This is a genomic window from Acidobacteriota bacterium (assembly GCA_020349885.1).
GTDB lineage: Bacteria > Acidobacteriota.
In genome coordinates, this window is sequence record CP070701.1 from 864302 (window position 1) to 876594 (window position 12293).

At 61.6% G+C, this 12293-nt stretch carries 10 protein-coding genes and 1 tRNA gene; 5 read left to right on the forward strand and 6 right to left on the reverse strand.

Going from position 1 to position 12293, the window contains the following annotated elements:
• A partial coding sequence (locus JSV08_03675; GenBank protein ID UCF81522.1) for a hypothetical protein occupies positions 1–522 on the forward strand: 522 nt, incomplete at its 5' end.
• 229 nt (positions 523–751) lie between these two features.
• On the opposite strand, the gene JSV08_03680 is transcribed toward JSV08_03675, so the two are convergent.
• The 3 genes from JSV08_03680 to JSV08_03690 all read right to left on the reverse strand — a co-directional run bounded on the left by JSV08_03680 (position 752) and on the right by JSV08_03690 (position 2652).
• The gene (locus tag JSV08_03680) at positions 752–1831 is read right to left on the reverse strand and encodes a DNA adenine methylase (GenBank protein UCF81523.1); all 1080 of its coding nucleotides are present in this window, start codon (positions 1829–1831) and stop codon (positions 752–754) included.
• A 98-nt stretch (positions 1832–1929) separates the two neighbouring features.
• Positions 1930–2085 carry a hypothetical protein gene (locus JSV08_03685; protein ID UCF81524.1) on the reverse strand — a complete coding sequence of 52 codons (156 nt, stop codon included), beginning with the start codon at positions 2083–2085 and terminating at the stop codon, positions 1930–1932.
• Between the two features lie 3 nt (positions 2086–2088).
• Entirely contained in the window at positions 2089–2652 is a 564-nt protein-coding gene (locus tag JSV08_03690) for a hypothetical protein (protein UCF81525.1), read from the reverse strand.
• A gap of 370 nt (positions 2653–3022) precedes the next feature.
• Here JSV08_03690 and JSV08_03695 point away from each other — a divergent pair.
• Positions 3023–3097 (forward strand) — tRNA-His (locus JSV08_03695).
• A 130-nt stretch (positions 3098–3227) separates the two neighbouring features.
• Here JSV08_03695 and rho read toward each other — a convergent pair.
• The 3 genes from rho to clpX form a co-directional block, all read right to left on the reverse strand.
• On the reverse strand, positions 3228–4478 hold the full coding sequence (rho, locus tag JSV08_03700) for a transcription termination factor Rho (protein ID UCF81828.1): 1251 nt from the start codon (positions 4476–4478) through the stop codon (positions 3228–3230).
• Between the two features lie 169 nt (positions 4479–4647).
• Positions 4648–7041 (reverse strand): endopeptidase La, encoded by a 2394-nt coding sequence (gene lon, locus JSV08_03705; GenBank protein UCF81526.1) that lies wholly within the window; start codon positions 7039–7041, stop codon positions 4648–4650.
• A 216-nt stretch (positions 7042–7257) separates the two neighbouring features.
• A complete protein-coding gene (clpX, locus tag JSV08_03710; protein UCF81527.1) occupies positions 7258–8490 on the reverse strand; it encodes an ATP-dependent Clp protease ATP-binding subunit ClpX in 1233 nt (410 codons plus the stop codon).
• Positions 8491–8735: 245 nt separating this feature from the next.
• Between clpX and amrB the strand changes: the two genes are divergently transcribed.
• From amrB to aspS, 3 genes are all read left to right on the forward strand, one after another.
• Positions 8736–9539, forward strand: coding sequence for an AmmeMemoRadiSam system protein B (gene amrB / locus JSV08_03715; GenBank protein ID UCF81528.1), 804 nt, complete (start codon positions 8736–8738; stop codon positions 9537–9539).
• Positions 9540–9609: 70 nt separating this feature from the next.
• Entirely contained in the window at positions 9610–10866 is a 1257-nt protein-coding gene (locus JSV08_03720) for a histidine--tRNA ligase (GenBank protein UCF81529.1), read from the forward strand.
• The coding region (aspS, locus tag JSV08_03725) for an aspartate--tRNA ligase (protein ID UCF81530.1) at positions 10863–12293 on the forward strand (1431 nt) is incomplete at its 3' end. The genes JSV08_03720 and aspS, both read left to right, overlap by 4 nt.

The following is a 12293-nucleotide window of genomic DNA, read 5'->3' on the forward strand; positions in this document are numbered from 1 at the left end:
AATAAGGACATCGATGTTTATCGGCGTGTGTTCTCGTATCGATATTATCATTTTGTAAGGGAATTGCGTGATAAATATCCCACGAGTCTCTACACCGCATACGCCCTGTGGGAGATCCGCAAGCCGAATTTCGCGCCCATTCGGGGGGACAAGCCCGTCACGCCGCAGGAGATCGTCGAAAGCCTCTTGCGGAACGCCCGAAATCCCGTCAATGAACACGATCGCTCGGTGCGTCCCGGTGAGCGCAAGAAAGAAATCGAGGACCTGTGGTTTATCCTCAAGCACCAGCCCGAATTCGTCTTTCTCGACGGGGTCTATGAAGCGCTCGGGCTTTTGTACGTGGAGGAGCAGGATTTACAGAAGGCTAAATCAATGTTCGAGAAAGCCGCCGGGGTGACGAAGGACGCGAAGCGGAAGGAGCGGATGGGCGCTTTCATGGAGGCCCTGCAGGGGCGAGCCGGTAAACCGGAGCGCGGAGCCGAAGAAGGGACCAAGGCACCTGCGGAGAAACAGCCGGAGTGAGGTATTTGAGGGCATCCGCGCGCTGTTTACTGGCTTTTGTCGTTATTGCGAGCGTTGCTTTGTGGGGCTATGCGCAGGACCTTGAGCTTAAAGCCGTGCAGGATTCGGCGAGGCCGAGAGCAAAAAAACCCGGATAAATCTGAGCCGGGACAACCGGATTCCGGGAATCCTCCGTTCGGCAGGAATTTACACCCGTCCTCCGTAGCATGCCCCGCCGCCCGATAGTTGCCTAAGGAGACTCCCGGAAAGGCAACTCGCCCGGAAGAATGTTATCGCGGCCCGCCGTCTCGGTCGGCCGTCGGTTGCGGCTTACCAGAAACAAGTACTCCTTATTCCGCAAATGGGAAATTTTTCCCACCTTCTCGCCGCTGGGATTGTAGATGCCGATCCGGGCTCCCACGTAGCGTTTGTAATCTATCTCCATCGCTTCCACTCGGCCGCAGTCCTTGAGCATGGAAGCCATTTCCTCGAAAGAGATGAATCCTTCGTTGTTGAAGGAAACAAGAACGTGTTTTGCGCGAAGGCTTGCAAGCAGGTTTTGAAACGCGGCGCGGGCCTTCTTTTTCGAGTTGTAGTCGCTCCGTTGCGTGCGGCAGTCCACGCGCTTCCGCGCCTTCCCGTAGATCTCGGGCTTGTCCCAGCGTACGAGCGTCTCCCAGATGTGGTAGTTCGAAAAATAGGAATGCTGATTGTAGGGAGGGTCAATGTACACGAGATCAACTTTTTTGTCCAGCTCGCGCGCCAGCTCGTTCGCGTCCTTTCGATAAACCTCTCCTTTTCCTGAAAGCACTTCAGGGGCGCGCAGCTCTAGCGGATTGAGCGAGCGCGGCGCCCACGATTTCAGGTAAGCCATTTGAAGCCCCGTCGTCGAATCGACGCGGTCCGCGGCCTCCATGAGCGACGTGAGGGCGATGGAGCGCAAGGGCTCGCCCAGTTCCATCTTTTCGATGCGGTTGCGAACGGCTTCGATGCGCTTTCCGTTCTTTGGCTGAAAATAGCGCGCATCGCGGCAATAGGTCTTCGTGAACCAACCTTCGCGCGGCCTTGACTTCGCCAAATCGCGCAGGACGGCTTCCACATTGCGCGGCCGTATTTTTCCGGCGTCGGCTTCAATGTAGCAGCGCCCCAGCACCTCGCTGTAGCTGGCCGTGTCGTTGCTGATGACGTGGAGGTTCATTTTTTTGAGCGCCTGGCCGACGCGCGTCGTTCCGGCGAAGAGATCGCACGCGGCGCGGACTCCCCCGAGGGTTCGCACGATTTCCGAGATGTGGGGAATTAATTCGCGTTTCGAGCCGAGGTATTTAATCACTTCGCAGCCACCGGTAAAGTCATCCGGCTTGCCCCGACCCGTCAAAGGCTTGTCGACCGACTCGCCGGCCGGCTTCGGCAGGTCGAGAAAAGAGGGGGTTAATAGATTCGCACGAGCAGCACCAGGAACACCGCGAAAGCCAGGAAGACGGCCCAGCCCGCGAGCGCCTCGGGCCACGGCGTCCAGGCCTCGATCTCGGGCTCTCTCGCGGGCGCCCGGGTTGCGGGTTCGACGGTGGAGCGGTTTTTTTGCATGCGTTAGTCCTCCTCGATGACCACGATGCCGCGCTTGATGAGGTTCCCGAGCGTGTCGTAGGCTTCCTTGGCCTCGATGCGGCAGGCCTCGATCACGTCTTTGACGCAGGCGTGCCCGTCGACACGGGCGATGATTTTCCACTCGAGGGGGCTCAGGTCAAGCGCGTTGAAATTGAGCCTTTCCTGGAGGGAAGGGATGCTCGCGGTGCTAATTTTTCGAACCTTCTTCTGCGGCGGGGTGGTAGGCCTGCCCGGCGTCAGCCGGGACTTGGCGGATTTTGACTTCTCCTTAGGCTTACGCTCCGCGAGGCCGATGTCCACGCCCGTCTCATCCATCTCCCACGCCTCGAATGTCTTCTCGGGGCGGTACTGCAGCGTGCTTATATCCAGAGGATGCACCTCATGCAGGACTCCGGTAGCAAGATCGCGCAGGACCTGCCCCATCTCCTCGTCCTCTTCAAGAGCAAAGCGGTGCTTCATAACGCACGCGAGGACTCCCTCCGCGTTTTCCGCGAGGGGCGCGGGATTGTCCTTGTGGGCAGCGTGGGGACACGAGTAGATAGCCATGGATTTCCCCTACTACAAGTCCGCTTCTTTACATTATGCGTTCCTTCCGCGAAGGAATCAAGAACGCACAATCCTCCCTAACCCCGACATGTAGCAATCGATATGCCAAGTTGGCATGGCATGAGAGAATGCTTCTAACTATGTGAAAATAATGAATTTTCTTGATTTTTACACAGGTCGACTTTAAGGCTCGCTGGGGCGAAAGAACCCATGAATGAAAACATGTTACATTATGAAACACCTGAATGAAAAGCGCACTTGAATACCTCATACATTCTTTCCCCGAAGACATCAAGGAAGCGGTCATCCCGTCGCGCCCGCAACGCGGAGCGGACCGGAAAAGCGTGCTATAATGGGATCAATATCAACGGTGAGCGTAGCTCAATGGTGGAGCACCGGACTGTGGCTCCGGGGGTTGTGGGTTCAAATCCCATCGCTCACCCCACTTCGCTCCGACTTCGTCGGAGCTTCGCGGGGCAAGCCCCACCGAAACATCCGGGGCGAGCCCCCACCTTCTTTCTCGCCTCGGTTCCGTGCAGGGTGCGCCCTTTTAGCCTCGGCGCGCTGCCGGCCCGCTACGCCTTGTGCATCGAGGTGAGAAAGTCGGCGTTGGCTTCAAATTCCGCAAGCTTGGAGATGAGGAGCTCCATGGCCTCCATGTTGGAGATCGGCGCGAGCACTTTTCGCATCACCCATGTGCGCCGAAGCTCGCTTTCGGGGATGAGAAGCTCCTCCTTGCGGGTGCCGGACTTTTCGATGTCCATGGCGGGGAAGATGCGCTTGTCGACGAGCTGGCGGTCGAGGTGGAGCTCCATGTTGCCCGTGCCCTTGAACTCCTCGAAAATCACGTCGTCCATGCGGCTTCCCGTGTCGATCAAGGCGGTGGCGATAATCGTTAGGCTGCCGCCCTCTTCGACTTTCCGGGCGGCGCCGAAGAAGCGCTTCGGGCGCTGAAGGGCGTTCGCGTCGAGGCCGCCGGAGAGGACCTTGCCGCTTGGCGGGACGACGGCGTTGTGCGCGCGCCCGAGGCGGGTGAGGCTGTCGAGGAGGATGACCACGTCGTGCTTGTATTCCACGAGGCGCTTCGCCTTGTTAATGACCATGTCTGCCACCTGCACGTGGCGGTTGGGCTTTTCGTCGAAGGTGGAGCTGACGACCTCGCCCTGAACGGAGCGCTTCATGTCCGTGACTTCCTCGGGGCGCTCATCGATGAGCAGGACGATGAGCGTAATCTCGGGATGGTTGGCTTCGACGGCGTGGGCGATGGACTGGAGGATCATCGTCTTGCCGGTGCGCGGGGGGGCGACAATGAGCCCCCGCTGCCCCTTGCCGAGGGGCGTGAGGATGTTCATCACGCGCGAGGAGTAGTCTTCGCGGGCGTATTCGAGGTTGACGCGCTCGTGCGGGTACACGGGGGTGAGGGTGTCGAACAGGCAGCGATCAAGGGCCTTTTTGGGGGATTCAAAGTTGACGGCCTCGACCTTGATGAGGGCGAAATACTTTTCCCCGGACTTGGGGGAGCGCACCTGGCCCGAAACGGTATCCCCGGTGCGGAGGCCGAATTTGCGAATCTGCGAAGGCGAGACGTAGATGTCGTCCTGCCCCGCGACGTAGCTCGCCTCTGGGGAGCGCAGGAAGCCGAAGCCGTCGCCGTGGCATTCGAGCACGCCCTCGGCGAAGATGAGGCCGTGGTGTTCCGTCTGGGCGCGCAGAATTTCAAAGATGAGCTCGCTCTTCTTGCGGCCCGCCATGTCCTTGAGGTCGAGCGAGCGAGCCAAGCCCGCCAGCTCGGTGACCTTCATTTCCTGCAGTTGTGTAATGTTCATCTGTTCTGGCATGAATTTTCTCTCCTATACTCTAGGACGACGATGCGTTTCTCTTCTGGTTCTCGAAACGCGCGTTGCCCATTTTGCTGGGATCGAATGCGTTTCGTTCGGCCCGTCCTCCTTAGTCCCGACGCAAGCGTCGGGACGGAGGATGGATACTACGCCGGAGCTATTGCGTCAGGGAGCTCGGCGCTGCCTCTTCCGACACCGCGAGCCGCTCCACGAGCACGCGCTCCAGCACCTCGTTCATGTGCTCGACGTAGGTCAAGGTCATGTCCTTGAGCATCTCTTCGGGAATTTCTTCCTCGTCCTTTTGGTTCTCTTTTGGAAGAATAACATGCCGTATCCCGAAGCGGTGCGCCGCAAGGACCTTCTCCTTCACGCCGCCGATGGTTAGAACCTTGCCCCGCAACGTAATTTCGCCCGTCATGGCAATGTCGCTCCGCACGGGAATACCGCTAGCAGCCGAAAAGAGCGCTGCGGCGATCGTGATGCCCGCCGAGGGGCCGTCCTTTGGAATGGCGCCCTGGGGCACGTGCACGTGGATATCGGAAGTTTGGTAAAAGTTTTTGGCTGCAGCTGTTTCCCCCAGGTGATCCATGACCGCACGGACATACGAAAGTGCGGCCTTGGCGGACTCGCGCATGATTTCGCCCAGCTTGCCCGTCAGGCGCAGGCGTCCGCGCCCCTCCAGAAGCGACACCTCGACGGTCAGGACGTCGCCTCCGCTGCTCGTCCATGCGAGCCCGTGCGCCACGCCGATTTCGGACTTCTTGTCCAGGCGCTGCGCCGTGTATTTGGCCGGCCCCATAAATTCCGGCAAGTTTCCCGACATAACGGTCGATTCGTAGTTCTTGCCTTCGGTGACGACCTGGCGCGCCGCCTTGCGGCACACGCGGGCGATGGCGCGTTCGAGGTTGCGCACGCCCGACTCGCGCGTGTACTTCTCAATCATCTCTTCGATGGCGGTCCGGTCGAAGCGAATCTTCTCCGCGTCCAGGCCATGCTGCTTGAGCTGCTTGGGAACAAGGTGCTCCAGGGCGATGTGCGTTTTCTCGTTGTGCGTATAGCCCGAGAGTTCAATGGTTTCGAGCCGGTCCTTCAGCGCCGGCGGGACGGTGTGCAGGACGTTGGCCGTCGTGAGGAACATCACCTCCGAGAGATCGAATTCCACGTCCAGGTAGTGGTCCATGAACGTGTGGTTCTGCTCGGGGTCGAGCACCTCGACCAGCGCGGACGCCGGATCGCCGCGGTAGGACGCGCCCACTTTATCGATCTCGTCGAGCAGGAACACGGGATTCTTCGTACCCGCTTTCTTGATCTGCTGGATAATCTGGCCGGGGAAGGCGCCGATGTAGGTGCGGCGGTGGCCGCGGATGTCCGCTTCGTCGCGCACCCCGCCGAGCGAGATGCGCACAAACTCGCGTCCCGTGGCTTCGGCGATGGATTTGGCAAGCGACGTTTTACCGACTCCCGGCGGCCCCACGAAGCAGAGGATGGAGGCCTTCACCTTGTCCACAAGCTGACGCACCGCCAGGTGCTCGAGGATGCGTTCCTTCACCTCCTCGAGGCCGTAGTGGTCGCCGTTTAGAATCTCCTCGGCACGCTTGACGTCCCGGATTTCGCGCGAGCGCTTCTTCCATGGCATGTCGATGAGCCAGTCCAGGTATCCGCGGGTCACCGTGGCCTCCGCCGAAACGGGCGGCATGGCCTCCAGCCGCTCGATCTCCTTGAGGGCCTTTTCCTGAACATCCTTCGGCATGCCGATGTTGCGAATCTTCTGGCGTAGCTCTTCGATTTCCGTCAGGTCTTCGCCCTTGCGTCCGAGCTCCTTCTTGATGGCCTTCATCTTTTCGTTCAGATAGTATTCCCGCTGGGCACGCTCCATTTGGCTTCGCACGGTGTCATTAATTTTTTCGTCCATCTCCACGCGCTCAATCTCGCGTTGGAGCAGCCTTTTGAGGAGCGCGGCGCGTTCCGGCACATCGAACGTTTCCAGCACCTGCTGCTTGTCCACCGTCGCCAGCGGCAGGTGCGATGCCATGGCGTCCGTGAGGACATCGAGATCCTTGCCCTGGAACGAGGAAAGCAGGTTGTCCAGAGGAATGGACGTGTTGAGCCGCGCGTATTTTTTGAAGAGGAAGTGCAGCTCGTCGACCAGTTCTTCGGTTTCCTGTCCCTCCGATTGGAAGGGAACGTCGGGAACCAGCACCTCCGCTTCCAGGTGGGAGCTACTATCGAGAAAACGCAGAATGCGCCCGCGGCACTCACCCTCGACCAACACCTTCATGTTTCCGCTCGAAAGCTTTACGCTCTGGATGACGGGCGCCACCGTGCCCACGCTGTAAATCTCTTTCGACGTGGGCTCTTGAATCTCGGCTTCTTTCTGGGTGACAAGAAAAATTTTGCTTCCCTTGGAAAGCGCGGTCTCGACGGCGTAGATGGAGGCCTTCCGTCCCACCACGAACGGAATCATCATTCCAGGGAAGACGATCATCTCCCGCAAAGGCACCACCGGGAGGGGGGTTATCGCTTTCGGTTTTTCGTCGTTCGATTCGGGCATTTTCTCAGTCGTTTTCAGCTACCCTTGTTTCGGGTGAGACTTTGTTTCGGCGCTGTACGTCTTTCAGAAGAACGGCCGTAAAACGGTCAGTGCCGTTCCCGTCTTCTTCTCAGCCGGCATCAAGAGAGTGCGTAAATATAGCATGAAACTCCGGGAAAATCATCTGTCTCGACCCCGCCCGGCGACCGGAAGCGCATCGCGTCGGGATGGGCGGTCCTATACGGCTTTTCGAAGCAGGCGGAATGCGGCCTCTTCCTGTTCCACCATCTCTTTGGTGATCACGCACCGCTTGAGGTCTTTTTCCGAGGGGAGATGGTACATCAAATCGAGCATGATATTTTCCATAATTATTCGAAGGCCGCGGGCGCCGAGGTTCTTTTCCATCGCTTGGTGGGCGATGGATTCGAGCGCCTCGTCTGTGAACTGAATCTCTACGCCGTCGAACTCGAAGATTTTCTGGTACTGTTTCGTGAGCGCGTCCTTCGGTTCCTTGAGGATGCGGATAAGGGCTTCTTGGTCAAGGTCCTGGAGCGCCGCGACGGTCGAGAATCGCCCAACGAATTCGGGGATGAGGCCGTATTTAATCAGGTCCGTGGGCTGGCAGTCCGCGAGAAGCTTCGACGTATCGGCTTTCTCCCGGGGTTTTCCCTTGAAGCCCATCGTATGCCGTCCCTGGCGCTCCCCGATGACTTTCTCCAAGCCGACGAAAGCGCCCCCTGCGATAAAGAGAATGTTCGTCGTATCAATCTGCAGGAATTCCTGCTGCGGATGCTTGCGGCCGCCCTGGGGAGGCACGTTGGCCGTCGTGCCTTCCAATATCTTCAAGAGAGCCTGCTGCACGCCCTCGCCGGAGACGTCGCGTGTGATGGACGGGTTTTCCGATTTGCGGCAGATTTTGTCCACCTCGTCGATGTACACGATGCCGCGCTGCGTCTTTTCGAGGTCTTGGCCGGAATTCATGTAGAGCTTGAGAAGAATGTTTTCGACGTCCTCGCCGACGTAGCCCGCTTCCGTGAGCGTGGTGGCGTCCACCATGGCGAAGGGGACGTTCAGGAACTTTGCCAGCGTCCGCGCCATAAGCGTTTTCCCCGTCCCCGTGGGCCCGATGAGAAGCGCGTTCGACTTGTCCAGCTCCAGGTTGCGATCCTCTTTCTTGAGCTCGGTGCGTTTGTAGTGGTTGTAGACGGCCACCGCCACCCGCTTCTTGGCGCCCTCTTGGCCGACGACGTACTGCTCGAGGAATTCCTTGATCTCGCGAGGCCTTGGAATGCGCACGAAGCTTCCGCGCGACTTGATTTTCTTGTCGTCGCTGATGATGTCGACGCAGATGTCCACGCACTCGTCGCAGATGTATACGGCGGGCCCGGCGATGAGCTTGTTGACCTCGCGCTGATCCTTGTTGCAAAACGAGCACCGTACGCCCGTTTCTTCTTTTCGCTTCTGCGTCATAAAGCTATTTCTCCTCGGGGATGTGCTCGGCTATGGGGAGCCTCCCAAGTTCTTACAGAATGCACTATACACCCTTTTTCGTAAAAAGTCAATAGGGACGCGAATTAGGGGTTGCCCACGGTTTTGTTGCCGCAATTTGGCCGGGAAATTCCCTCCTTATTATGCATCGGAGCCTGGGAAGATTTGCCCCGGGGGCGCTTGCGCCGCGCGCGCCGCCGGGTCTATCATATTGCAGGAGGCTTATCATGGTGCGCCAACCTGCCGTCGCCGGCCAGTTCTATGCTTCGGACAAGGAGGAGCTGCGCAACTCCGTCAAGCGCTACTTGGTTTTCCCGGAGCGGAAGCGCCCGGCGCGCGGCGTCATGGTGCCCCACGCGGGCTACATGTATTCGGGCAAGACGGCGGGCGTCGTCTACGGAAGCGTTGAGTTTCCCCCTCTTGTCCTGATGCTCGGCCCCAACCACACGGGTGTCGGGGCGCCCGTCTCGGTCTATGCCGAGGGGGCGTGGCGGATGCCGCTCGGCGATGTGCATGTGGACGAAACGCTCGCGGCGGCGCTCCTTGCGGCATGCCCGGAGGCCGAAGCGGATACGCTCGCCCACCAGCGGGAGCACTCGCTGGAGGTCCAGGTGCCGTTCTTGCAGACGCTGCTTCCGTCGCTTCGCATGCTCCCCGTCGTCGTGGGCACGCCGGACTTCGGCGACCTGGAGGCGCTCGGGCGCGCCGTGGCGGAGGTGGTCCGCCAGAGCGAGGAGCTGGTTATGATTCTCATCAGCTCCGACATGACGCACTTCGAGAGCGCCGAAAGCGCGCGCGCGAAAGACCGCTACGCGCTCGACGCGCTGGAGAGTCTCGACGCCGAGGCGCTCCATCGCGTCGTTCAGGAGCGCCGCATCACGATGTGCGGCGCCGCCCCGGCCACGGCGGCCCTGGTGGCGCTTCGCGAGCTCGGGGCCCGGAAGGGGGAGCTTCTCGATTACACGAATTCCGGCGACGTAAGCGGCGACTACCGGAGCGTGGTCGCCTATGCCGGGATGGCCATGGCGTGAGCGGGCCTCCGCCCGGGAATCTGACCTTCACCGCTTTATTTTCCCGCTCTATTCCTCTACCATAAGGCGTATGTTTCAAACCCTGCGCGGCATGCGCGACATCCTCCCCGACGAGGCCGAGCGGCGACGCTCCATGGAGGCCGCGCTGCGCGGGGTTTTCTCGCGCTACGGCTACCGCGAGATCGTGACGCCCATGATGGAGGAGGCCTCCCTTTTCGCGCGTGGCCTCGGCGAGGGCAGCGACCTCGTCTCGAAGGAGATGTACTCGTTCGAGGACCGGGGCGGCCGCACGGTGACGCTCCGGCCCGAGGGCACCGCCTCCGTCCTGCGCGCCGCCGCGCAGGCCGGCCTCTGCCAGGGCAAGGGCCTCGTGCGGCTCTGCTACTATGGCCCCATGTTCCGCTACGAGAAGCCGCAGAAGGGGCGCATGCGCGAGTTTTACCAGTACGGCGTTGAGGCGCTCGGAAGCCACAGCCCCGCGCTCGACGCCGAGATGCTCGAGATGGTCGCGCGGGTGCTCGAGGCGCTCCGCGTCGAGGACACGACGCTCCTTCTGAACTCGGTGGGCTGCGCCGCGTGCCGCCCCGCCTACGTGAAGGCGCTCGTAAAGTTCGCCGAGGGAAAGAAGCTCTGCCGCGAGTGCCTCGCCCGCGCGGGGCGCAACCCCCTGCGCATGCTGGACTGCAAGCGCGGGGAGTGCCGTGACGTCCTCGACGGCGCGCCGGAGATACCGGATTACTGGTGCGACGACTGCCGCGGGCATTTTTCCGAGGTGCGGGAGAATCTCGACGGCTACGGCGTCGCCTACAAGCTCGAGCCCCACCTGGTGCGCGGCCTCGACTACTACGTGCGCACGGCGTTCGAGGTTATTCAAGAATCCCTCGGCGCGCAGGACGCGCTTCTCGGCGGCGGGCGCTACGACGGCCTCGCGAAGGCGCTCGGCTGCCCCGACGTGCCCGGCATCGGCTTCGCGGGAGGCGTCGAGCGGCTGCTCATCGCCCTGCCGGAGGCCGAAAAGACGCCGCGGCTCGACGTGTACGTAGCGGCCGCGGGCGACTCCGCCCTCGGCGAGGCGCTCCGCCTGGCGCGGGAGATGCGGGCGGCGGGCCTCTCGGCGGAGGTGGACTTCGAGGGCCGGAGCCTCAAGGCGCAGATGAAGGAGGCGAACCGCCTCGGCGCGCGCCGGGCCGTGATTCTGGGGGAAGATGAGCTGAAGAACCGGGCGGCCACGCTCAAGGACATGGAGACGGGCGAGCAGAGGTCCGTGGCGCGGGACGAGCTTCTTGATGCCGTGGGCCGCTCCGGGAAAGGAAAGAACTCCTCATGAAGCGAACACACATGTGCGGAGTGCTCCGGCCCGGGCACAAGGGGCAGCAGGTAACGCTCGCGGGCTGGGTGGACGTGGTGCGCGACCTCGGGTCGCTCCTCTTCGTCGAGCTGCGCGACCGGGAGGGGAACGCGCAGGTCGTCTTCCGCGAGGAGCTGGACGCGGCACTCCTGAAGGAGGCCAAGACGCTCCGGAGCGAGAACGTCGTCTACGTGAGCGGCGAGGTCGCGTCCCGGAGCGCCGACACGGTGAACCCGAACATCCCGACGGGCGAGGTGGAGGTGGTGGCGGGGGAGCTTCAGATACTGAGCCGCTCCGAGACGCCGCCCTTCGTTATCGAGGACGACACCGACGTGCAGGAGGAGCACCGCCTGCGCTACCGCTACCTCGACCTGCGCCGCCCCGTGCTTCACCGCAACCTCGCCGTGCGCCACCGCATGGTGCTCGCCGCCCGCAAGTATTTCGACGAGTGCGGCTTTCTGGAGGTCGAGACGCCGTTTCTCTTCCGCTCGACGCCCGAGGGCGCGCGCGACTACGTCGTGCCGAGCCGCCTGTACCGCGGGGCGTTCTACGCGCTTCCCCAGTCGCCCCAGATAATGAAGCAGCTCCTGATGGTGGCGGGCTACGACCGCTACTTCCAGATCGTGCGCTGCTTCCGCGACGAGGACCTGCGCGCCCACCGCCAGCCCGAGTTCACGCAGGTCGACGTCGAGATGTCGTTCGTCGAGCCCCAGGACATATTCGACGTCATCGAGGGCGTGATGAAGCGGATGCTCGCGGAGGCGGGGAAGGATTTTCCCGCGTCCGTGCCGCACCTCACCTGGCGCGAGGCGATGGACCGCTTCGGAAACGACGCGCCCGACATGCGCTTCGGCCTCGAGATCGCCGACGTGACGGACGAGATGCGCACGACCGAGACGCCGCCGCTTCGCGAGGCCATTGAGCAAGAGAAACACGTGGCGCGCGGCATTCTCGTCGAGGACGCGAAGAACCTCTCGCGGGCGCGCATCGACTCGTACCAGAAGCTCGTTCAGCAGTACGGCGCGACGGGCATGCTCTGGCTCAAGGCGGGGGATTCCCTCCAGGGCACCGGCACGAAGCATCTCTCGGAAGGCGCCGTTCAGAAACTCGCGTCCAAGGTCGGCCTGCGGGCGGGCGGGGCCTTCCTGTTCCTCGTGGCCCCGTTCGGCGTCGCGTGCGAGGCGCTCGGAAGACTCCGCCTCCAGATCGCCCGGGACGAGAGCCTCGTGCCCCCCAAGACCGAGCGCTTCGCGTGGATAACGGACTTCCCCGCCTTCGCCTACGACCCGGAGGCCAAGCGCTACGTCTCCCAGCACCATCCCTTCACGGCGCCTAGGGAGGAGGACCTGGAGTATCTCGAATCGAACCCCGAGAAGGTGATGGCGCAGGCCTACGACCTGGTGTGG

Bases quoted from the DNA above. Each gene is read 5' to 3' on its own strand.
- JSV08_03685 (UCF81524.1), bottom strand. From the start codon at position 2,085: ATGCAAAAAAACCGCTCCACCGTCGAACCCGCAACCCGGGCGCCCGCG.
- JSV08_03690 (UCF81525.1), bottom strand. From the start codon at position 2,652: ATGGCTATCTACTCGTGTCCCCACGCTGCCCACAAGGACAATCCCGCG.
- rho (UCF81828.1), bottom strand. From the start codon at position 4,478: ATGAACATTACACAACTGCAGGAAATGAAGGTCACCGAGCTGGCGGGC.
- lon (UCF81526.1), bottom strand. From the start codon at position 7,041: ATGCCCGAATCGAACGACGAAAAACCGAAAGCGATAACCCCCCTCCCG.
- clpX (UCF81527.1), bottom strand. From the start codon at position 8,490: ATGACGCAGAAGCGAAAAGAAGAAACGGGCGTACGGTGCTCGTTTTGC.
- amrB (UCF81528.1), top strand. From the start codon at position 8,736: ATGGTGCGCCAACCTGCCGTCGCCGGCCAGTTCTATGCTTCGGACAAG.
- JSV08_03720 (UCF81529.1), top strand. From the start codon at position 9,610: ATGTTTCAAACCCTGCGCGGCATGCGCGACATCCTCCCCGACGAGGCC.